Origin of the sequence: Streptomyces flavofungini, assembly GCF_014650815.1 — a bacterium.
Taxonomy (GTDB): Bacteria; Actinomycetota; Actinomycetes; order Streptomycetales; family Streptomycetaceae; genus Streptomyces; species Streptomyces flavofungini.
Map to the genome: position 1 here is coordinate 39,320 of NZ_BMVR01000015.1, position 19,795 is coordinate 59,114.

The window sequence follows — 19,795 nt, forward strand, 5'->3', positions numbered from 1 at the left end:
GGAGTAAGGGGCAGTCCGCAATGGCGGGCGCCCCTTACTCGACTTGCTCGACCGGCAGCCCCGCCGCCTTCCACGCTTGGAATCCACCGATGATGTCCGTCGCGTGCCACAGCCCCAACTGCCGCAGGGAAGCGGCGGCGAGGCTGGACGCGTAGCCCTCGTTGCAGAACACCACGACCCGCAGCTCATGGCTGGCGGCCTCAGGGGCGCGGTGGCTTCCCTGGGGGTCCAGACGCCACTCCAGTTCGTTGCGCTCGACGACGAGGGCACCGGGGATCAGGCCGTCGCGCTCGCGGAGCTCCGCGTACCGGGTGTCGACGAGCAGGCCGCCCGAGTCCGCGATGTCGTACGCCTGCTCCGGAGTGACCCGGTCGAGACCGCGCCGCACCCGCTCCAGCAACTCGTCGATGCCTACGGGGGATTGGGGTTCTCCGGAGGCGTGCTGTTCCGCGGGGACTCCGGGGACGCCGTTCACTTCCAGGCCCGCGCTCACTGCCAGTCCTCCGGACGCTCGACGTGCTCGAGACGCAGCACGGCGCCGGTGCGGCTGTAGCGGCGGATCTGAGGGAGCGGCGGGTAGTAGGCGTGTACGGAGATGGCGTGCTGGACGGTGGACTCGTTGAGGACCTCGTGCACGTGGTTGCGGCCGAAGGCCCGGCCTTGTCCCGTGACGAGCTGCCGTTCGCGGTCGACGCCCTCGGTGAGTTCCAGGGTCTTCCAGCCGTCGGTGGGCAGGCGGGCGGCGAGCGAGTTCTCCTTCAGGGTGCCCGCGGCGGTGGTGAACGCGCCGACCGACTCGGCGTGGTCGTGCCAGCCGGTGCCGGTGCCTGGCGGCCAGCTGATCAGCCAGGCCTCGCTGCCGTGCGGGCCCTCGAGGCGCACCCAGGTGCGGCCCTCCGCGTCCAGGGGCAGCGAGGCGATGAGGTCGGTGTCGGCCGCGGTGCGGCGTACGAAGTCGAGGAGCTCGGCCGACGTGGGCTTGGCCGTCGGCCGGGCGGGCGTGGGCAGCGCGGCGGGCACGGGCGCAGAAGCCGGTACGGAGGCAGACATAGAGGCCGTCCAGTGAGTTCGCGGAAGCGCACACCGGCGTACGGCATGCGCGGAAAAGGAGGAATGGCGAATTCAGCAGGACGGCTGACACACGCAGCCCGCATAGCGGACGAGGTCCATATGGACCCTCCGCCACAGGCGAACAGCGGTGTCGGTCATGGTCCGGAGTAGACCACGCGGCCGGAAGACGGTCAACTCATGTTCAGCATCCGGTCGGTCGGTCGTCTCAGGATGAGCGACCGGGCTTCTTGGGGCCACGCTTTCCGCTGGTCGGAGCGTTGGAAGGAGTGCGGGCGGGGGTGCCGGACGCGGAGTCGGACAGGTGCTCGGGCGAGGCGCCGGACTCGTTGCCGGGACCGGCAACCGCACCGCTCCCACCCGCGCTGGAACCGGCACCAGCCCCGGCCTCGGCGCCCCCCTTGCCCACACCGGAACCCGCCCCACCGCGCTCCGCACCGCCGCTGCGGCCCACCCCGGCCCCGGCTCCCGCGCCGGATCCAGCCCCGTCCCGCCCCTCCGCACCCTCACCTAGCGCCGCCTCCGCCGCCGCGTACAGCTCCGCCGGACGCACGCCGCTGAGCGCGGTGACCAGATGCCCGTCGGGGCGTACGAGAAGCACGGTGTGGGCCGCGGCGCCCGGGTATGCCTCCGCGACGAGGAGTTCGGCGGGGTGGGGGAGTGCGGTGACCGCAGCGGCGAGCCGGGGCATGATCCCGGCCGTCACCCAGTGCCGCCGCTCCCACACGACGGTGCCCGGCGCCACCAGCACGACGAGCAGGTGGCCGTGGCCGAGCCGGTCCCGCAGCCGGACGAAGGTGCCGTCGGGCGCGGTCACACCCACGTCGGTGACCGGACTGCCTGGTTCCGTGTCCACCGCCACGACGGAGTCCGAATGCTCCGGAGCCAGCGGCGAGTCGGTGTACTTGCCGGGCCCGCCCAACTGCCCGTTGCCCACATGGCCGTCCATGAGCAGGGCGTCCTGGCCGCGCGCGGTCCCGGGGACGTACGCCCGCAGCCCCTTGCCGCCGCGCAGTGCGGGCAGTGCCTGGTCGGCGGCGCGCAGGCGTCCGGAGACGGCGCCGCGCCGCTCGGTCTGGTAGCTGTCGAGCAGGGCTTCGCGCGGGCCGTGGTGCCAGGCCAGGGCCAGCTTCCAGGCGAGGTTGTCCGCGTCGCGCAGCCCCTCGTCGAGGCCCTGGGTGCCGAGCGCGCCGAGCAGGTGCGCGGCGTCCCCGGCCAGGAAGGCACGGCCGACCCGCCACCGGCGGGCGAGGCGGTGGTGGACGGTGTGGACGCCGGTGTCCAGCAGTTCGTACGACGGTGTCGCGCCGCCGCACCAGCCGGCGAGCGTCTCGCGGATACGGGCCACGAGGACGTCGGGTGTCACCAGCTCGCCGCGCGGCGGCAGGAGCCAGTCGATCCGCCACGCGCCCTCGGCCAGCGGACGTCCCGTCACCTCGGCACCGCCACCGCGCCAAGGAGGGCTCCGATGCAACAACGCCTGGCCGGGCCAAGGAAGTTCCGTACGCAGCGCGGCGACCGCGTGCCGCTCCACCGCCGTGCGCCCCGGGAAACGGACGTCGAGCAGCTTGCGCACGGTCGAGCGGGGCCCGTCGCACCCCACCAGATAACTGCCACGCCACCAGGTGTCCTTGGGGCCGCGGGTATGGGCGGTGAGCCCGGAGGCGTCCTGCTCCAGGGCGTCGAGCTTGCTCTCCACCGCGATCTTGACGAGGCGTTCCTCGGCGATGGCGGCCCGCAGCGCGCCGGTCAGCTCGTGCTGCGGGACGTGCAACGGAGAGGGCAGCTCGTCACTGAAAGTGAGCTCCCGCATCACCTGCTTGCGGCGCATCGAACGCCATCCGGTCCAGCGCGCGCCGGTCTCCACATCGCCGAAGGAGTGCCCGGCGAGCCGTTCGACGAGCGCCGTGGTGTCCTCGCGCAGGACGGCGGTCCGCGCGGGCCGCTGCTCGTCCTTGCCGGGCCCTTCGTCGAGGACGACGGTGGGGACGGAGTGACGTGCGAGGGCCAGGGCGAGGGTGAGGCCGACGGGGCCCGCGCCGACGACGATCACCGGGTCCACGGCGCGCGGCCTCCTGCCAGGACTGTCCGGGAGTGCTGGACGTACGTACAGGAAATGGCAGTTGGAGCCCGGTGCACGATCACAGAACGTATGCAACAGACTGCATGGCACCCCGTCAAGCGGACGCTCGGGGCGCACCCCTTCGGGAGACTCGGCGGCGTACCGAAACGGCGACGGCCCGCCGGGAATCCGACGGGCCGTCGCGGTGTGCGCGCGAACGCGCTACTTCTTGAGGTCCGGCGGAGGGGTGTCCTCCGGCGGCTCGGAGGCACCGCCGTCGGCCGTGGCCGCACCGTCAGCCGTACCGTCCGTGGAAGTCCTACCGTCCGTGGAAGTCGCACCCTCCGTAGAGGCCGCTTCCTTCGCCACGGCCACACTGTCCGCCGTCGGCGGGACGACGGGCGACACGGGCTTGTCGAGCACCTGCGGGGCCTCGGCGGGCTCCGCGGCCGCCGCCACCCTGATGCCCGTCTTTGCCCGGCTGCCGCGCCGTTCGATCCACGTGGCGAGGGACGAAAGGGCCAGACACATCACGATGTAGATGGCGCCGACGACGATGACCACAGGGGTGATCGGGTTCTCGCCGTTGACGATGATGTTGTTCGCCATCGTGCGGGCGGCGAAGAGCAGTTCGTCGTACGTGATGATGTAGCCGAGGGACGTGTCCTTCAGCGTCACCACCAGCTGGCTGATGACCGTCGGCAGCATGGAGCGGATCGCCTGGGGCATCTGCAGAGTGATCATGACCTGCGACTTGCGCAGGCCGAGCGCGTACCCGGCCTCGACCTGACCGCGGGGCACGGCGTTGACGCCTGCGCGGAACACCTCGGCCTGGACGCAGCCGTTGTACACGGTGAGGCCGATGACCAGGGCCCAGAAGGCGCTGTTCTCGCCGATCACGCCCAGGTCGTTCTGGTAGGTGAGGATCAGCACCCACAGGGCGTAGATGGTGATCAGCAGCGGGACGGCGCGGAACAGCTCGATGAAGCCCGTGGCGAACCAGCGGATCGCCCGGTGGTCCGAGAGCCGGCCGACGGAGAGCAGCAGGCCGAGGGCGAGCGAGAGGACCCCTGCCAGGGCGAACACCTTGAGGGTGCTCAGGAGGCCGTCGCGGATGTTGTTCCGCACGCCCGCGTTGTTGAAGATGTCCCAGACCTCGGGCTCCAGCTGGCCCTTGTCGTGCATTCGGAAGACCGCGAAGACGATCAGGCCGAGCACGGCGAGCGAGCCGATGACCGTGTAGATCCGGTTGCGCAGACGGGCCTTCGGTCCCGGCGCGTCGTACAGGACGTTCGCACTCATCGCGCGACCCCCAAGCGGCGCTCAAGCAGCCGGAAGAGACCGCTGATGGTGAAGGTGATGATCAGGTAGCCGAGGGCCACCCAGAGGAAGATCCAGGCGATGTCGAAGCCCTTGTCGCTGAGCAGCTTCTGCACGCCGAACAACTCCGTCACGCTGAACGCGCCCGCGATGGCGGAGTTCTTCGTCAGGGCGATGAAGATCGAGCTGAGCGGAGGGATCACCGTACGGGTGGCCTGCGGCAGGACGATCAGACGCAGGGTCTGGAAGAACGTCATGCCGATGGAGCGGGCGGCCTCCGCCTGGCCCAGGGGCACCGTGTTGATGCCGGACCTGATGGCCTCGCAGACGAAGGCCGAGGTGTAGAAGCCGAGCGCGAGCAGCGCCTTGGTCCAGGGACTGAGACCCGGCATGAAGATCACGGGAACGACGAACCACGCCACGAGGAAGAGCACCGTGAGCGGGGTGTTCCGGAAGAGCGTGACCCAGGCCGCGCCGAAGAAGCGCAGCGGGGGCACGGGAGACACGCGGAACCCGGCGATCACGATCCCCAGCACCATCGCGAGGGCTCCGCTGGCCAGGGTCAGCAGGATGGTTCCTATGAACCCCTCCCGGAATTCCGGGAGATGATCGAGCAAAACATTCACGGAGATGTCCTAGCGGCGGCTGCTGTCGGGCGGAGCTGCCGCGCCCTGCGCGTGCCGTGACGGCACCCACAGGGCGCGACGCTCAGTGCCGGTGGATCGGACGGAGATATCAGTAGCGCTCGAGGGCCGGGGGCTCCTCGTACGGGGAGCCGGACAGACCGAGGGTCGCGTCGTACGCCTTCTTGTAGTCGCCGTTCTTCTGGTGCGCCTCGAGGGCGTCGGCGACGGCGTCCCGCAGGGCCTTGTCGTCCTTGTTCATGCCGACGCCGTACGGCTCCTTCGTGAAGGGGTCGCCGACGACCTTCAGCTTCTCCGGGCGCTGGGCGGCGTAGCCCTTGAGGATCGCGTCGTCGGTGGTGACGGCGTCGACTTCCTTGTTCAGCAGCTGCTGGACGCACTCGGAGTACTTGGACAGCTCGACGGTCTTGGCGCCGTACTTGGACTTCTTGATCTCCTGCAGCGGCGTCGAGCCCTTGATGGAGCAGACCGTCTTGCCCTTGACGGACTTCGGGCCCGTGATGTCCTTGTCGTCCTTGCGGACGAGCAGGTCGGCGCCGGCCATGAAGTACGGTCCGGCGAACCCGACCTGCTTCTTGCGCTCGTCGTTGATCGTGTACGTGCCTACGTAGAGGTCGACCTGGCCCTTGGAGATGGCCGTCTCACGCACGTTCGAGTCGATCGTCTCGAACTTGACCTTGTCCGCGGGGAAGCCGAGGTCCGCCGCCACCATCTTGGCGATCTCGATGTCGAACCCGGAGCGCTTGCCGTCGGTGTCCTCGAAGCCGAGGAACGGCTGGTCGTTCTTGGCACCGAAGACGATCTCGCCGTCCTTCTGGGCCTTCTTCAGGGTCGACGAGTCGATCTTGACGTTCTTGGCGACCGCGTACGTGGGCAGCTTCGGCTGGTCCTTGCCACCGGCGCCGCCCTTCGGCTTGTCACCGGCGGTCCCGGAGTCGCCGCCGCAGGCGGTGGCGGTCAGGGCGAGAGCGGCGATCACCGCCGCCGCGGCGGCGGACTTGCGAACCTTCATGGTGGACATCCTTTGTTTCGGCGGAGGTTGGGGGAGACGCTGTGGTGCGTCCTGGCATCGGGATGGCGTCCGCGGCGCTCCCGGCGACTTCGGCGCGCGGGCCGCGCCGGCGGGGCGCTCGCGGGTGCGCGTCAGTGATGCAGGATCTTCGACAGGAAGTCCTTGGCCCGGTCGCTGCGCGGGTTGCTGAAGAACTGGTCCGGTACGGCCTCTTCGACGATCCGGCCGTCCGCCATGAAGACGACGCGGTTGGCCGCCGACCGGGCGAAGCCCATCTCGTGCGTGACGACGACCATCGTCATGCCGTCCCGGGCGAGCTGCTGCATGACCTCGAGGACCTCGTTGATCATCTCGGGGTCGAGGGCCGAGGTGGGCTCGTCGAAGAGCATCACCTTGGGGCCCATCGCCAACGCGCGGGCGATCGCGACGCGTTGCTGCTGGCCGCCGGAGAGCTGCGCCGGGTACTTGTCGGCCTGGGAGCCGACACCCACCCGGTCGAGCAGGGTGCGCGCCTTCGCCTCCGCCTCCGCCTTGGCCGTCCTGCGCACCTTGGTCTGGCCCAGCATCACGTTCTCGAGCACGGTCTTGTGCGCGAAGAGATTGAAGGACTGGAAGACCATGCCCACGTCCGCCCGGAGCTTGGCGAGCTCCTTGCCCTCCTGGGGCAGCGGCTTGCCGTCGATCGTGATCGTTCCCGAATCGACGGTCTCCAGGCGGTTGATGGTGCGGCACAGCGTCGACTTGCCCGACCCGGAGGGACCGATCACGACGACGACCTCGCCACGGGCGATGGTCATGTCGATGTCCTGGAGGACGTGCAGGGCGCCGAAGTGCTTGTTGACACCCTTCAGCACGACAAGGTCGTCCGCCGCGGGCTTGGCGTCCTTGGTCACCGATACTTCGGTCACGGCTTGTTGCTCCATCCTCCTCGGGTTGGGAGGACAGTAGTAACCCGGTGCGACCAGCGTCATTACATCTGAGGGGAAATTGAGCATAACGATCCGGCCGCAACCGGACACTCCGTGTGAAGAGGGCGCCCCGGCTGCGTACCGGGTGCATAACGGAACGTGTCCGTGACCCTAAGGGCCTTGACGCGGTCCTTATCCATCGGCGTGGATGCCTTGGGTGCTTTCGCGCACCCGGATACCGCTGGAAAACGCGCGCACGCGCGTGTGCACGGCGGCCGCGAACACACATGCGGAACCGCGTGAGCGGGAACGAAACGACCGATGAACGAATGGGGGGCCGATGGGCTGGGGGGAGACCGCATGAGACTGCTGCTCGTCGAGGACGACGACCACGTGGCCGCCGCCCTGTCGGCGGTCCTGGCCCGGCACGGCTTCGCCGTCACCCACGCCCGCAGCGGCGAGGAGGCCCTGCAGGCCCTGCTGCCCGGCGAAGCGGCACCCTTCGGAGTCGTGCTCCTCGATCTCGGCCTGCCCGACCAGGACGGCTACGAGGTCTGCGGCAAGATCCGCAAGCGCACCTCCATCCCCGTCATCATGGTCACCGCCCGCGCCGACGTACGCTCCCGCATCCACGGCCTCAACCTCGGAGCCGACGACTACGTAGTGAAGCCGTACGACACTGGGGAACTCATCGCCCGCATCCACGCCGTCATCCGCCGCCCCTCGGCGGGCGCCGCCAAGAAGTCCGCCGACACCGAACTGCGGCTCGGCAGCGTCCGCATCGAACTGCCCACCCGGCAGGTCAGCGTGGACGGCGACGTGGTCCAGCTGACCCGCAAGGAGTTCGACCTGCTCGCGCTGCTCGCACAGCGCCCCGGAGTCGTCTTCCGGCGGGAGCAGATCATCAGTGAGGTGTGGCGCACGAGCTGGGAGGGCACGGGGCGCACGCTGGAGGTCCATGTGGCGTCCCTGCGCGCCAAGCTGCACATGCCCGCCCTGATCGAGACCGTGCGCGGAGTCGGCTACCGGCTCGTCGCCCCGGCGACGTAGCGGGCACAGGTGCGCGCCCGCCTCCTGCCGCTCCTCATCGTCCTCATGGCCGGCGTGCTGCTGGCCCTGGGCTTCCCGCTCGCGGTCAGCGTGGCGTCGGCGCAGCAGCAGAAGGTGGTCGTCGACCGCATCGACGACACGGCGCGCTTCGCGGCGCTCGCGCAGTTCGTCACCCAGCGCCCCTCGGGCTCCCGGGTGCGCGACAAGGACGAGCGCCGCGAGACCCTGCAGAAGGAACTCGACTACTACCACGAGGTCTACGGCATCAAGGCGGGCGTGTTCTTCCGCGACCGCTTCCCCATGGCGCACGCCCCCGGCGACTGGTACCTGCCCACCGGCGGCGGAGGCGTGAGCGACGCCTTCGACGAGGCCCTGCGCTCCCGCGGCAGCCACAACCCGCCCCAGGTGTGGCCCTGGAACGAGGGCGGGCGGATCGTCGTCGCCTCACCGGTGATCCGTGACGGCGACGTCGTGGCCGTCGTCGTCACCGACTCGCCCACCGGACGCATGCGCGCGAAGACCCTGCACGGCTGGCTGCTCATCGGCGCGGGCGAGTCGGCCGCGATGCTCCTCGCGGTCGGCGCCGCGCTGCGCCTCACCGGCTGGGTCCTGCGCCCGGTGCGGGTCCTGGACGCCACCACCCACGACATCGCCACCGGGCGCCTCGCCTCGCGGGTCGCAGCCGCCGGCGGTCCGCCGGAACTTCGACGCCTGGCCCGGTCGTTCAACGAGATGGCGGACAACGTCGAAGACGTCCTCGAGCAGCAGCGCGCCTTCGTCGCCGACGCCTCGCACCAACTGCGCAACCCGCTGTCCGCCCTGCTGCTCCGCATCGAGCTCCTGGCCCTCGAACTGCCCGAGGGCAACGAGGAGATCGCCTCGGTGCGCACCGAAGGCAAGCGCCTCGCGCAGGTCCTCGACGACCTGCTCGACCTGGCGCTCGCGGAACACGCGGCAGCGGATCTCCAGCTCACCGACATCGGCGAGCTGGCGGCCGAGCGCGTCGCCGCCTGGCGGCCGCTCGCCGAGGAGCGGGGCGTGCGGCTGGCCGGGGAGTGCCCGGCGACGACCGGCTGGGCGGACCCGGTCGCCCTGTCCAGCGCCCTGGACGCGGTGATCGACAACGCCCTCAAGTTCACGCCGGAGGGAGCCGAGGTGCGGGTGCGGGTCACCGCAGCCGACTCCAGGACCACTGTCGTCATCACCGACGGCGGCCCCGGCCTGACCGACGACGAACTGGCCCGCGTCGGCGACCGCTTCTGGCGCAGCAACCGCCACCAGAACGTCAAGGGCTCGGGCCTCGGCCTGTCGATCTCCCGGGCACTGCTCGCGTCGGGCGGCGGCACGATGGCCTACGAACGGCACGAACCCCAGGGCCTGAAGGTGACGGTCGGCATTCCGCGGCAGGCACCGGAGGGGCAGGGGGCGGCCCGGAAATAGCGCGGGGCGGGGACAGGGGGAGCGACGGGGCTTCGGGGCGGGGTGGGGACGGCTTCCGGCTCGGCCTCGGGACTCGCCTTCCGGCTCGGCCTCAGGGCTTGACCGAGCGGTAGTAGCGCCGCGCGCCCTCGTGCAGCGTGAGGGGGTCGGTGTACAGGGCGGTGCGCAGGTCCACGAGTTGGGCCGCGTGCACGCGCGCGCCGATGTGGTCCCGGCTGTCGATCACGGTCCGGGTCAGCCCCTCCGTGAGCTCCGGGTCGGCCCGGTCGGTGGTCACCAGGAGGTTCGCCACGGCGAGTGTCGGCACGGAGGCGCCCTGCTGAGTCTGCGGGTAGGCGTCGGCCGGCATGGTGGCGGCGCGGTAGTAGCGGGACGCGCCGCCCAGCTTGTGCAGCGCGTTGACCAGGTCGCCGAGCGGTACGAGGCGGATCGCGAGGCCCTCGGACAGCTCGCGCACGGAGGTGGTGGGCAGCCCGCCCGACCAGAAGAACGCGTCGATGTCGCCGTTCCGCAGCAGCTCGGGGGCGGTGTCTATGCCAGCGGGCAGCGCCTTGATGTCCTTGTCGAGGCGCAGCCCCGCGGCCTTGAGCACCCGGTCGGCGATCAGCCGTACGCCCGAGCGCGGCTGCCCTACGGCAACTCGCTTGCCGCGCAGGTCACCGGCCTCCGTGATGGCGGACGAGCGCCGCACGACGAGCTGCACGTAGTCGTCGTACAGCCGCGCGCAGCCCTGCAGCCGGTCCGCGCCCGGGCGGTCCTCCAGGCGGTACTTCTCTACGGCGTCGGCCGCCGCGATGGTGAAGTCGGCCTTGCCCGTCGCGACCCGCTCGACGTTCTGCTGCGAGCCCTGGCTGTTGAGCAGATCGATGTCGAGGTCCGGCATGTCCTCGGCGGCGGCGTTGCGCAGCAGCTTCCCGTACGTCTCGTAGACGGCGCCCTTCACTCCCGTACTGAAGGTCATCCGGCCCTGCGGCGAACTCTCGCCCACCGGGAGCAGCCACCACAGGAGCAGCCCGAACACCACGAGGGCGGCAGCCGAGGCCTGCAGGGCCCGGCGCCGGCTGAGGTGCAGGGCCGCGAACATGAGCGCGATCCTGCCACCTCGCGCGGCGAACTGGCCAGGCTGGGCCGTGCCGGTACGAGGCCGGGGCGCGGGCGGGCTGTCAGTCGCCGCGCGCGTGGTCGGCCAGCACCTCGTGGATCACATGGCGCGCGTTGGCTGCGAGCACCGGGTTGGTGACGGCGTAGTACGGGAGCTGGATCAGGGCCATGGACAGCGCGCGGCCGCGCCCGCGCGCCCACATCGCGTCGTCCGCGCCGGTCGCGACGCGGAACGCGTCGCGTGCGTCGGCGGGCAGGAGGTTCCACGCGACGATCAGGTCGCAGGCGGGGTCGCCCACGCCCGCGGTCCCGAAGTCGATCACCGCGTGCAGGCGGCCGTCGCGGACCAGCAGGTTGCCGGGCATGAGGTCGGAGTGGACCCAGACGGGCGGGGCGTGCCAGTCGGGGGTGCGGAGGGTCGCCTCCCAGGCGGCGGTGGCGGCATCTAGGTCGATGCGGGTGTCGACGGGGGAGAGGGAGGGGGCGGGGGAGGCGTCGAGGTCGAGCGGGGCGTCGGTGCCGTTCGGTTTCGTCTGCGTTGCTTGGCCTGCTTGGCCCGTCTGTCCCGTCTGTCCTGCGTGCCCCGTCCGTCCCATCCGCCGCAGCTTTTCGATCGCCGCACGCGTCTCGGCGTCCTCCGTTGCCACCGGGGCGCCGCGATAGGCGGGCGGCCCGTCCGTGGCGTCGGCGCGGCGCAGTGCCGTGATGAACGCGGCGAGGTCCGCGGCGAGCGCGACGGGATCGGTGAGCGCCCCGGCGGCCGGGTTCTCGCCGTCGAGCCAGCTGTGGACGGACCAGGTCCAGGGATAGCCCTCACCGGGCTCGCCGCGCCCCAGCACGGCGGGGATGGTCGCCGGGAGCTGCGGCGCGAGCCAGGGCAGCCAGTGGCTCTCCTTGGCCACGTCCTCGGCGCCCCCGGCGATCCGGGGCAGGCGCACGGCCATGGCGTCGCCGAGCCGGAACACGGCGTTGACGGTCCCGGCCGAGGGGAACTGCTCGACGGGCAGGTGCGCCCACTGCGGGAACTGGGCGGCGAGCAGCTTTCGGACCAGGGGTACGTCGATGTCCGGCTCCCCGGCGTGCAGCTTGCCGTTCTGGTGGGGCTCGTCGGTGGGCGTCGTCATGCGGGCATTCTTCGTCGTCGCACGGCCCCGGCGAAACCGAATTCTCAGCGGTCGACGGCGCGTTGGAGCAGGTCCTGGAGGGTGTCCTGCTCCTGCTGGGTGAGCGGCGCGAGCGGCGACTCGGCGGAGAGCAGGGCCATCAGGCGCTCGCGCAGGGCGCTGCCGTCGGGTGTGAGGACGAGCTGCTTCGCGCGGCGGTCGCTGGGGTGCGGGCGGCGCTCGACCAGGCCCTGCTCCTCCAGGCGGTCGGAGACGAAGGTGGCGTTGGATGGCTCACAGCACATGCGTTCTGCCAGTTCACGCAGGGTCAGCGGGCCGGTGAGCTCGCGCAGTGCGACGGCCTGCGGGGCGGTGAGGCCCAGGGTGGTGGCGCGGTCGCGCACGTGGGCGTCGATGCGGCGGGCCAGGGTGCCCACGAGGCCGCAGACGCGGCGGTCGGCGGCGGCTTGGAGCTCGGATCGGGCGGGGGACCCGGGGCCCTTGGCTCGGGGAGCCGTCTCGCCCGGGGCCGCGGCGGCCTCGGCGCGGGGACCCGTCCCGTCGGCCGCGCCGCCCCGCGTGCCCGTCGTGGCCCGCGCTCCCGTCCGCGATGTCGTCATGCGGCCCAGCTTACGCAATCGCATCGAACTGCAATAGTTGCAACTCGAATGATTGCAGCTCTAACGTTCTTGGTGCGGCCGGGAAGCCATCCGTTCCGCGTGGTTCCGCCTGCCCGCACCCACGTCACCCGTGCCACCAGCGCCCCCCGACCTCCCAGGGAGTCCCATGACCAGCTCGCAGAACAGCTCGCAGATCAACGCGGAGACCAGCTCGACGAGCCCCTCGGAGATCAGCCCGGACGACCGGTACCGCCGTCCTGCCCACACTCGCACCATCCGCCTGGGCGACCTGCGGATCAGCTATCTGGCCGACGGCGCGGTGGGCCTGAAGCCGCACGGCTGGCTGCCCGCGACGACCGCGGCGGACTGGGAGCCGTACGCCGACCACCTCGACGAACGAGGGCACCTGGTCGCGAGCGTCGGCGGACTGCTCGTCGAGAACGGCGACCGGGCCCTGCTGATAGACACCGGCTTCGGCCCCCAGGTCGCGCCGGACGATCCGGCCAACGAGCGCATCGGCGCCCTCCGGAGCGGCGGACTCCTCGACAGCCTCCGTCAGGTGGGCCGCAGCCCCGAGGACATCGAGGCGGTCGCCTTCACGCATCTGCACGGCGACCACCTCGGCTGGTCCTGGAACCCCGCGCCCGGCAGCGACCGGCCGCCGTTCGCACACGCCGCCCACCTCGTCTCCGCGCCCGAGTGGGAGCAGCGGCATCTGGCTGCCGCGCACGGGGCGCCCGCCGAGAGGCTGGCCGTCTTCGCCGACCGGGTCCGCACGGTCACCGACGGCGAAGAGGTCTTCCCCGGCGTACGCGCCCTCATGACGCCCGGTCACACGGCGGGCCATCTGACCTTCGAGATCACCTCGAACGGCGAACGGCTCCTCGCGTTCGGCGACGCCCTGCACAGCCCGGTCCAGATCGCCCACCCCGAGTGGTCGGCGGCGGTCGACCTCGACCCGGTGCGGTCCGCCGAGCAGCGCCACCGCCTCGTCGACGAGCTGGGCAAGCCCGGCACGCTGGGCTTCGGCATCCACTTCGCGGACGTGGTGTTCGGCCGGGCCGTGCGGGACGCCCAGGGGCGGACGGCCTGGGCCCCGCTGTCGTGACCGGGCTGTGCGTGGCCTAGCGCTTGCGGGCCACACCGCCGAACATGGCCACCTCGTCCGGCTCGTCGGGCCCCGTCGGCTCCGGACGCCACCGCGAGCAGGAGACCACGCCGGGCTCAAGGAGTTCGAGGCCGTCGAAGAACCTGGCGACCTGCTCCGGAGTGCGCTGCGTCAGCTTCGGAGTGCCGTGCTCGTTCCAGAAGGCCACCGCGGCGTCGACGTCCGGCATCGCCGGGCTGGTGATCGTGTGCGAGAGGACCAGGTGGCTCCCGGAGGGCAGCGCGTCCATGACGCGGCGTACGAGACCCAGGGCCTCGTCGTCGTCCTCGATGAAGATCACGACCCCCAGGAGCATCAACGCGACCGGACGGCTGAAGTCCAGCGTCTGGGAGGCGTGTTCCAGGACGGACTCGACGTCACGCATGTCGGCGTCCAGGTAGTCCGTCCGCCCTTCGGGCGAGCTCGTCAGCAGGGCGCGCGCGTGGGTGAGAACCAGCGGATCGTTGTCTACGTAGACGATGCGTGACTCCGGAGCGATCCGCTGGGCCACCTCGTGGGTGTTGTCCGCGGTCGGCAGTCCGGTGCCGATGTCGAGGAACTGGCGTACGCCGCAGTCGGCCACCAGGTGCCGTACCGCGCGGCCGAGAAACAGCCGGTCGGCGCGCGCGTAGTCACCGATTCCGGGGTGGAGTTCACGGATGCTGTCCCCCGCCTCTCGGTCGACCGCGTAGTTGTCCTTGCCGCCGAGCCAGTAGTTCCAGATCCGCGCGGTGTGCGGCTGCGCGGTGTTGATCCGGTTCCGTACGGCGTCGGCCGCGTCGGCCGAGTCCTGCGGGGACGGCTCCTGCGGGGAAGGGCTCGCGGTCACGTGATCGCCTCCTGGCGTGACGTTTTACGTGTGACGTTGTGGCGGGGCGGGGGCCGTGGCTCGCGCGTCCGGCTGATGTGCCAGGAGGCAATCTAGTCGCGGAATGTGAGCGTCCATCGCACACCTGCGGCACGGCACGCATGAACGCCCTTACGGAGGGGCGATTTTCGAGGGGGTGGGGGCTATGGGGGACGGCATTCACGCGCGGGGCGATCTTTACGCGCGGGGCGGCCTTCGAGCGCGGGTCGGCCCTTGGCACGCGGGTCGGCGTCGATGCGCGGGACGGTGTTCGACGGATCGCAACGGTGTTCAACGGATGCGGCGGGTCCTGTGCGTCTGGACGCTGATCCGCACCTCCGCCTCCAGAGCGCGCGGTGCCGCCGCCGCGCGCGCCTCCGAGACAGCCTGCTCGGCCAGGTCGCGCAGGACCGCGCGGGGTGAGCCGTCGGCCGCCAGGACCAGGGTGATGCGGGCCCGCAGCCGGTGCGGGCGGCCGATGAGGCGTACGTGGGCGCGGGCCACGCCGTCGACCGCCTGGACGCGCTCGGCCATCGCGGCGGCCAGCGCGGGGCCCGCGAGGGTGACGCCGCCCCGTCCGAGGGGGAGCACGCGCAGGCGCCCGGTGCGGACCTCCAGGACGGTCCAGCACACGAACAGCAGCAGAGCGACGGCCAAGGCCGCGATCACGACGGGCGGCCACCAGCCGTGATCGCGCCAGCGCCCGAGCGCGGCCTCGTCCAGCCACACGCGGTCGGTGCCGAGGCGCGGCCAGCCGGACGGCAGCCGGTCCCGGACGGGGGCGGTGGTGGTGGCCAGGGCGGCCCCCGAACCGAGCAGGACCGCTGCGGCGCACAGCAGCGTCGCGCGGTTCACGCCGTTCCGGAGTGCGCTCATGAGGGGCTGCTCCTTGGCGGGGGCTCCTGGGTTTCGGTCTGTGGCGTCGTGTCGGGGGTGCTGGGGTCCGGGGTGTGCTGGCCCCGGGTGTCCGGGCCGGGGGCTGCGGGGGCGCTTGCGGGCTTGGTCGCGGGTGTCTCGTCGAGTCTGGGCGCCGTCGCATCCGCACCCGGCCCCGGTTCGGCGGGCGGCGGTGCTGGTTCGTGCCACGACGGCTCCGTACGCAGCCGTACGACCAGCCGAGGCGGCCTCGTGAGCCCGCACTCCGCCAAAGCCGCCTGTGCCGCCCTCAGGGCCTCCTGGCGGGCCGTGACGGGGTCGCCGAACCCCAGCCACACACGCGCCCGCGCCCGGCGGCGTCCGACGCGCACACGGACCCGTGTGACGCCGGGCACCTCCGCCACGGCGTCCCGCAACAGGGCGGCGGCCGTGCCGCGTTCGAGGACCGCGCGCACCCCGGGCAGCGGTGGCGTCATCGGGAGGCGGCGCCGCTGCCCCGGGGTGATCGCCAGGACCAGCAGGCACACGCCGAGGGCGAACACGGCGGCCGCCGCAGCGAGGTTCACCGTCGTACCGCCGTCCGGTCCGTGCGTGGCCAGCCAGTCCACGAGCCGCACCCGCCACCGCGCGGGCGACCGGTCCGCCGCGTGCACCGCCACCACGTCGTACAGCAGGACTCCGGAGGCGACGGCCGCAGCGAGGGCCAACACGGCTACGGGCAGGCGGCGTTCGGACCACGGGCGCCGCGCGCCCTGCGTGACCGTCTCCTCGGGAGACGTTGCCTCCGTAGAGGTCGCTTTGGCACCCTCGGCGTACTCAGTCCCCTCGGCGTAGTCCGCCCCCTCCGTAGAGCCCTCACGAGAGCCCTTGCGCAGGGACAACTCCCGTACGTGGACCCGGGCCGAGTCCACGGAGAGGCCGGTCAGCTCGGCCGTGCGGTCGGTGACGTGCGAGCGCACGCTCTCGCCCGCGTCGTCCAGCACGCCCGGGTAGGGCACGGCCACGGTGACACCCACCCGGGCCCGGCGGCCGCGCACGGCCGCCGAGCCCCGGCTGACGCGGACCTCGCCCGGGCCCAGCGCCTCCGTAGCGGCGCGTTCCGCGATGCGGCGCACCGCGCGGTCCGCGACGGTGGTCGCACCGCGGTCCGCGGCGGGGGTCCTCATCGCCGCTCCCGGTCACGGCCGGACAGGAACTCGCGGATGCCGATGCCGTCGTCCACGAGGCGCCCCAGGACGAAGCCCACCGCGCCGAGCGCGGCGACCAGCAGGAACGCCCCGAAGCCGCCGAACCATCCGGCGAATCCCAGCGCCATCCCCGAAAACAGGCCCACCAGGGCTTTGTTCACCACTCACCTCACACCGCAGAAGACATCGCAGACGGAACACAGCCGGAAGGGCGTCGGGACCGCGCCGACAAGGGGCCGTCCCGACGAAGGGCGTCCCGGCAACGGGCCGAGCCCTACTCCACGCGGGTGTCCGCGGTGGCGTCCCGATCGTCGTCGGGCAGATGCACGTCGTTGATGGCGACGTTGACCTCGACGACCTCCAGGCCGGTGATGCGCTCCACGGCCGCGATGACGTTCTCGCGCACGTCGTGGGCGACGTCCGTGATGGGCACGCCGTACTCGACGACGATGTCGAGGTCGATCGCGGTCTGCCGCTCGCCGACCTCGACCTTCACGCCGCGGCCCACGTTCGGGCGGCCGCCGGGCACGCGGTCGCGTACGGCGCCGATGGTGCGGGAGAGGCCCCCGCCCATGTCGTGCACTCCGGGGATCTCGCGCGCCGCCATGCCGGAGATCTTGACGACCACGACATCCGCGATCGAGGTCTTGCCGCGCGTGGCCGCAGGCTCGCTCGGGCCGGTGCGGCCGGTGAGAGTGGTGGCTCCCTCGGTGCTCTTCACGCCGCCGACGAGGTCCTTCTCGGTGCTGGTGGAAGCGGCCGACTTCGAGGTGAGCTCCTGTGTCGCCATATCGGCATCTCCTAGTCGTTGGTCTCGCTGGTCTTGTCGGTCTCGTTGGTCGTGCGGGTCCTGATGGCCGTACCGGCCACGTCGGCTGTGCTGCCGCGTCGGCCGGACCGGTCGTGTTGGTGTTCTGCCCCCGTCGCGCGTTCCGCGTCATCCGTTCTGCGCCAGATGTCGAGCCGCGGACCGCCGCGCCGAACCTCTTCGTACCGGGTCCCGCACCTTCACTGACACGGGTGCCCCGGATCCGTTACGCGCCTCGCGGGAATTTCTTTCCCGGACGGGTAGCGTGCGTGCGCCGCGTAACGCGGGCGGCTTGTCGTGTGTCGTATGAGGACGACCGAAGCGAGAGGAGCCGCGTGTGCCCGGGGATCGGGGCAGAGCGCCGGAGGATACGGATGCGTCGTTGCCGCATGAGGACGCGCTGCTCGTGGTGCGCGCCGCCGAAGGTGACGACGAGGCCTTCGAGGCGCTCGTGCACCGGCACGCGCCCGTCCTGCTGCGCCTCGCCACGCGGCTGCTCGGCAGCCCGACAGAGGCGGAGGACGCCGTGCAGGAGGCCTTCGTGAGCGCCTGGCGCAAGCTTCCGGAGTTCCGCGGGGACGCCCGCTTCGGCACCTGGATGCACCGGATCGTCACCAACCGGTGTCTCAATGTGCTGCGTTCGCGGCAGCCGGTGGCGGCCCTGGACAGCGTTGCGGAGCCGCAGGCTCCCGAGCACCAGGTGTCGCCGCCGCGGGCGGCCGAGGGGCGCGCGGCCGTCCAGGACCTGTCGCGGGCGATAGAGGGGCTCTCTCCGGAGCAGCGGGTGTGCTGGGTCCTGCGGGAACTCGACGGCGCGCCCTACGAGTCCATCGCCGAGACGGTCGGCATCAGCCCGGAGGCGGTCCGGGGCCGCGTCTTCAGGGCCCGGCGCTATCTGACGGAGGCGATGGCCGGATGGCGATGAACGAAGGCGGGGCACCGGGCGGGACGTCGTACGAGGACGTGCCCGAGGACGAGGTCCTGTCCTGTGGCCGGGAACTGGCGCAGGTGTGGGAGCAGGCGGAGACAGGCGAGCCGGATCCGCACACGGCCGGCTGCCCGCACTGCGCCGAGGCGCTGCGCGCGCTGCGCTCCCTGGAGGCCGTCGTCGCCCGCGCGCGCGACGACGAGCCCCAGGAGCGCCCGTGGGACACCGCCGCGCTGGCCGGCCGTGTCATGGACGTCGTACGCCTCGAACTGCGGCCGGGGCGCACCCTCCCGCTGGGCGAGGCCGACGAGGACGCGTGGATCGTGGAGGCGGCGGCCGCGCGGACGTTCCGGGCGGCCGTGGAGTCCCTGCCGGGCGTCCGCGCGGGCAGCTGCCGCATAGAGGCCGACCCCCAGGACACCGGCCGCCCGGCCTCGGCCCCGCCCGTGGGGTGGCTGCCGCGCGGACCGGCCAGGGTCCGTATCGAAGTACAGGTCGGCCTCTCCTGGAACCTGCAGCTCGTCGCGGACGAGGTACGCGCGCGGATCGTCGCGGCCGCGGACCGCGAGCTGGGCATGCGGGTCGCGGCGGTCGACGTGGTGATCGCCGACCTGCTCGACGACGCCGGGAACGCCGGGAACGCCGGGAACGCCGAGAACGCCGAGAACGCCGAGAACGCGGACACCGAAGGGCGGCAGGGATGACGGAACAGCAAGCGCCGCGCGCACTCGCGGACGTCGTTGGCACCGCCGTCCTAGCCACCCCAGGCGTGGCCTTCCTGCGCCCCGGCCTCGCCGAGCTCCTGCGCTCCTCTGTGGGCCTGGGAGCGGGGCGCGGCACCTCTGGGGCAGCCGGGGCCTCCGGAGTGCGCGTGGAGCGCAGGAAGGGCGCCCAGGGGCTGGACATCGAGGTGTACGTGGTGCTGAGCCGAGGCCACCGCGCCCTGGACGTGACCCGCGCGGTGCGCTCGGCGGTCGTGGCGGCGCTGGAGGAGTCAACACCAGGGTCGACGCCGAGGTCGGCCTCCGCGCGGGTCAAGGTGACGGTGACCGGAGTCGTCTGACCGCCGGGACGAGCGCGCGGTCAGCGGGGCGCGTAGTTGACCTTCCCGAAGGGCCAGCGCGCGGCCAGCCACGCGTCCACGGCTGCGTACAGGGGTGCGTCGAGAGCGGCCCGGTCGGCCCGGACCCAGGACCGGACGTCGGCGACGAAACGGTCGGTGCCCTCGAAGCCGCCGGTTCCGAAATCGTCAGCCAGGGAGCTGTCGGCGTGGGAACCGTCGGCATGGGACGGATGGTCGGCACGGGACGGATAGATGTACACGCACCCGATGACCTCCCTGCTCCCCGTCTCGATCACGGAGTACGTGAACCCGCCGCGCCGCGCGAAGTCCTCCGCGTGCTCGCGCAGGTCACCGAGGTTCCCCTCCGAAGTCATCCCGTCCACCGGAGGCCAGCTCCGCCCCTGGAAGCCCGGGGTGGCACGGATGTGCTCGATGCTGCTGGTCCAGGCGGCGAGGTCCGCGGCGTTGTGCTGCGCCCCCAGTGGTTCCAGGCGGAACTCCGGGGTGACCAGCTCCAGGGGGACAACGAAATCGTCGGGGACGAAGGAAGCGCTCATGGGCCGAAGCTAGGTGGCCCGGCCCCCGGATCGCACCTGATTTGGGCGGAGGCC

23 protein-coding genes are annotated in these 19,795 nt (G+C 71.9%); 6 read left to right on the forward strand and 17 right to left on the reverse strand.

Annotated features, from left to right (window positions below; all coding sequences use genetic code 11):
* Positions 1-34: 34 nt before the first annotated feature.
* The 8 genes from IE274_RS31495 to IE274_RS31525 form a co-directional block, all read right to left on the reverse strand.
* Complete coding sequence (locus IE274_RS31495; RefSeq protein WP_190119471.1) at positions 35-475, reverse strand: rhodanese-like domain-containing protein; 441 nt, start codon at positions 473-475, stop codon at positions 35-37.
* Positions 476-489: 14 nt separating this feature from the next.
* A complete protein-coding gene (locus IE274_RS31500; protein ID WP_190119347.1) occupies positions 490-1,050 on the reverse strand; it encodes a cupin domain-containing protein in 561 nt (186 codons plus the stop codon).
* Between the two features lie 72 nt (positions 1,051-1,122).
* On the reverse strand, positions 1,123-1,209 hold the full coding sequence (locus tag IE274_RS40465) for a putative leader peptide (protein WP_361832679.1): 87 nt from the start codon (positions 1,207-1,209) through the stop codon (positions 1,123-1,125).
* Between the two features lie 67 nt (positions 1,210-1,276).
* On the reverse strand, positions 1,277-3,130 hold the full coding sequence (locus IE274_RS31505) for an FAD-dependent monooxygenase (protein ID WP_190119348.1): 1,854 nt from the start codon (positions 3,128-3,130) through the stop codon (positions 1,277-1,279).
* A 222-nt stretch (positions 3,131-3,352) separates the two neighbouring features.
* Positions 3,353-4,432, reverse strand: a complete 1,080-nt coding sequence (locus IE274_RS31510; RefSeq protein ID WP_229909944.1) for an amino acid ABC transporter permease — start codon at positions 4,430-4,432, stop codon at positions 3,353-3,355.
* The gene (locus IE274_RS31515; protein WP_190119349.1) at positions 4,429-5,076 is read right to left on the reverse strand and encodes an amino acid ABC transporter permease; all 648 of its coding nucleotides are present in this window, start codon (positions 5,074-5,076) and stop codon (positions 4,429-4,431) included. Before IE274_RS31515 ends, IE274_RS31510 begins: the two co-directional genes overlap by 4 nt.
* A 109-nt stretch (positions 5,077-5,185) precedes the next feature.
* Entirely contained in the window at positions 5,186-6,106 is a 921-nt protein-coding gene (locus tag IE274_RS31520) for a glutamate ABC transporter substrate-binding protein (RefSeq protein WP_190119350.1), read from the reverse strand.
* A 131-nt stretch (positions 6,107-6,237) separates the two neighbouring features.
* Positions 6,238-7,014: an amino acid ABC transporter ATP-binding protein gene (locus IE274_RS31525; protein WP_190119351.1), complete on the reverse strand. Its 777-nt coding sequence runs from the start codon at positions 7,012-7,014 to the stop codon at positions 6,238-6,240.
* Positions 7,015-7,374: 360 nt separating this feature from the next.
* Here IE274_RS31525 and IE274_RS31530 point away from each other — a divergent pair, with 360 nt between their 5' ends.
* Together IE274_RS31530 and IE274_RS31535 are read left to right on the forward strand one after the other, a co-directional pair.
* The gene (locus tag IE274_RS31530; protein ID WP_190119352.1) at positions 7,375-8,064 is read left to right on the forward strand and encodes a response regulator transcription factor; all 690 of its coding nucleotides are present in this window, start codon (positions 7,375-7,377) and stop codon (positions 8,062-8,064) included.
* 9 nt (positions 8,065-8,073) lie between these two features.
* Positions 8,074-9,504 (forward strand): sensor histidine kinase, encoded by a 1,431-nt coding sequence (locus tag IE274_RS31535; RefSeq protein WP_190119353.1) that lies wholly within the window; start codon positions 8,074-8,076, stop codon positions 9,502-9,504.
* A 91-nt stretch (positions 9,505-9,595) separates the two neighbouring features.
* On the opposite strand, the gene IE274_RS31540 is transcribed toward IE274_RS31535, so the two are convergent.
* The 3 genes from IE274_RS31540 to IE274_RS31550 form a co-directional block, all read right to left on the reverse strand.
* Complete coding sequence (locus tag IE274_RS31540) at positions 9,596-10,588, reverse strand: TAXI family TRAP transporter solute-binding subunit (protein WP_190119354.1); 993 nt, start codon at positions 10,586-10,588, stop codon at positions 9,596-9,598.
* Positions 10,589-10,667: 79 nt separating this feature from the next.
* Entirely contained in the window at positions 10,668-11,729 is a 1,062-nt protein-coding gene (locus IE274_RS31545) for an aminoglycoside phosphotransferase family protein (protein WP_190119355.1), read from the reverse strand.
* Positions 11,730-11,773: 44 nt separating this feature from the next.
* A complete protein-coding gene (locus IE274_RS31550; protein WP_229909954.1) occupies positions 11,774-12,145 on the reverse strand; it encodes a MarR family winged helix-turn-helix transcriptional regulator in 372 nt (123 codons plus the stop codon).
* A 349-nt stretch (positions 12,146-12,494) separates the two neighbouring features.
* Between IE274_RS31550 and IE274_RS31555 the strand changes: the two genes are divergently transcribed.
* Positions 12,495-13,436, forward strand: a complete 942-nt coding sequence (locus IE274_RS31555; protein ID WP_190119357.1) for an MBL fold metallo-hydrolase — start codon at positions 12,495-12,497, stop codon at positions 13,434-13,436.
* Positions 13,437-13,452: 16 nt separating this feature from the next.
* Here IE274_RS31555 and IE274_RS31560 read toward each other — a convergent pair whose 3' ends face one another.
* The 5 genes from IE274_RS31560 to IE274_RS31580 all read right to left on the reverse strand — a co-directional run bounded on the left by IE274_RS31560 (position 13,453) and on the right by IE274_RS31580 (position 17,175).
* Positions 13,453-14,229, reverse strand: a complete 777-nt coding sequence (locus IE274_RS31560; protein WP_190119472.1) for an SAM-dependent methyltransferase — start codon at positions 14,227-14,229, stop codon at positions 13,453-13,455.
* A gap of 384 nt (positions 14,230-14,613) precedes the next feature.
* Complete coding sequence (locus tag IE274_RS31565) at positions 14,614-15,198, reverse strand: alkaline shock response membrane anchor protein AmaP (protein WP_190119358.1); 585 nt, start codon at positions 15,196-15,198, stop codon at positions 14,614-14,616.
* Complete coding sequence (locus tag IE274_RS31570) at positions 15,195-16,364, reverse strand: DUF6286 domain-containing Asp23/Gls24 family envelope stress response protein (RefSeq protein ID WP_190119359.1); 1,170 nt, start codon at positions 16,362-16,364, stop codon at positions 15,195-15,197. Before IE274_RS31570 ends, IE274_RS31565 begins: the two co-directional genes overlap by 4 nt.
* On the reverse strand, positions 16,361-16,546 hold the full coding sequence (locus tag IE274_RS31575) for a hypothetical protein (protein WP_190119360.1): 186 nt from the start codon (positions 16,544-16,546) through the stop codon (positions 16,361-16,363). The genes IE274_RS31570 and IE274_RS31575 overlap by 4 nt, the downstream gene beginning before the upstream one ends.
* A gap of 113 nt (positions 16,547-16,659) precedes the next feature.
* Complete coding sequence (locus tag IE274_RS31580; RefSeq protein ID WP_190119361.1) at positions 16,660-17,175, reverse strand: Asp23/Gls24 family envelope stress response protein; 516 nt, start codon at positions 17,173-17,175, stop codon at positions 16,660-16,662.
* A 400-nt stretch (positions 17,176-17,575) separates the two neighbouring features.
* On the opposite strand from IE274_RS31580, the gene IE274_RS31585 reads away from it, so the two are divergent.
* From IE274_RS31585 to IE274_RS31595, 3 genes are read left to right on the forward strand one after another with little or no spacing between them, the layout of a single operon-like run.
* Positions 17,576-18,118, forward strand: a complete 543-nt coding sequence (locus tag IE274_RS31585) for an RNA polymerase sigma factor (RefSeq protein ID WP_190119362.1) — start codon at positions 17,576-17,578, stop codon at positions 18,116-18,118.
* A complete protein-coding gene (locus IE274_RS31590; protein ID WP_190119363.1) occupies positions 18,109-18,825 on the forward strand; it encodes a hypothetical protein in 717 nt (238 codons plus the stop codon). The genes IE274_RS31585 and IE274_RS31590 overlap by 10 nt, the downstream gene beginning before the upstream one ends.
* Positions 18,822-19,184: an Asp23/Gls24 family envelope stress response protein gene (locus tag IE274_RS31595; RefSeq protein ID WP_190119364.1), complete on the forward strand. Its 363-nt coding sequence runs from the start codon at positions 18,822-18,824 to the stop codon at positions 19,182-19,184. The genes IE274_RS31590 and IE274_RS31595 overlap by 4 nt, the downstream gene beginning before the upstream one ends.
* 20 nt (positions 19,185-19,204) lie before the next feature.
* Here the strand turns inward: IE274_RS31595 and IE274_RS31600 are convergent, their stop codons facing one another.
* Positions 19,205-19,741 (reverse strand): GNAT family N-acetyltransferase, encoded by a 537-nt coding sequence (locus IE274_RS31600; protein WP_190119365.1) that lies wholly within the window; start codon positions 19,739-19,741, stop codon positions 19,205-19,207.
* Between the last annotated feature and the right edge of the window lie 54 nt (positions 19,742-19,795).

Coding starts and splice junctions, on each gene's coding strand:
- IE274_RS31500 (WP_190119347.1), bottom strand. CDS start 1,050: ATGTCTGCCTCCGTACCGGCTTCTGCGCCCGTGCCCGCCGCGCTGCCC.
- IE274_RS40465 (WP_361832679.1), bottom strand. CDS start 1,209: ATGACCGACACCGCTGTTCGCCTGTGGCGGAGGGTCCATATGGACCTC.
- IE274_RS31510 (WP_229909944.1), bottom strand. CDS start 4,432: ATGAGTGCGAACGTCCTGTACGACGCGCCGGGACCGAAGGCCCGTCTG.
- IE274_RS31520 (WP_190119350.1), bottom strand. CDS start 6,106: ATGAAGGTTCGCAAGTCCGCCGCCGCGGCGGCGGTGATCGCCGCTCTC.
- IE274_RS31530 (WP_190119352.1), top strand. CDS start 7,375: ATGAGACTGCTGCTCGTCGAGGACGACGACCACGTGGCCGCCGCCCTG.
- IE274_RS31540 (WP_190119354.1), bottom strand. CDS start 10,588: ATGTTCGCGGCCCTGCACCTCAGCCGGCGCCGGGCCCTGCAGGCCTCG.
- IE274_RS31545 (WP_190119355.1), bottom strand. CDS start 11,729: ATGACGACGCCCACCGACGAGCCCCACCAGAACGGCAAGCTGCACGCC.
- IE274_RS31555 (WP_190119357.1), top strand. CDS start 12,495: ATGACCAGCTCGCAGAACAGCTCGCAGATCAACGCGGAGACCAGCTCG.
- IE274_RS31565 (WP_190119358.1), bottom strand. CDS start 15,198: ATGAGCGCACTCCGGAACGGCGTGAACCGCGCGACGCTGCTGTGCGCC.
- IE274_RS31570 (WP_190119359.1), bottom strand. CDS start 16,364: ATGAGGACCCCCGCCGCGGACCGCGGTGCGACCACCGTCGCGGACCGC.
- IE274_RS31580 (WP_190119361.1), bottom strand. CDS start 17,175: ATGGCGACACAGGAGCTCACCTCGAAGTCGGCCGCTTCCACCAGCACC.
- IE274_RS31590 (WP_190119363.1), top strand. CDS start 18,109: ATGGCGATGAACGAAGGCGGGGCACCGGGCGGGACGTCGTACGAGGAC.
- IE274_RS31595 (WP_190119364.1), top strand. CDS start 18,822: ATGACGGAACAGCAAGCGCCGCGCGCACTCGCGGACGTCGTTGGCACC.
- IE274_RS31600 (WP_190119365.1), bottom strand. CDS start 19,741: ATGAGCGCTTCCTTCGTCCCCGACGATTTCGTTGTCCCCCTGGAGCTG.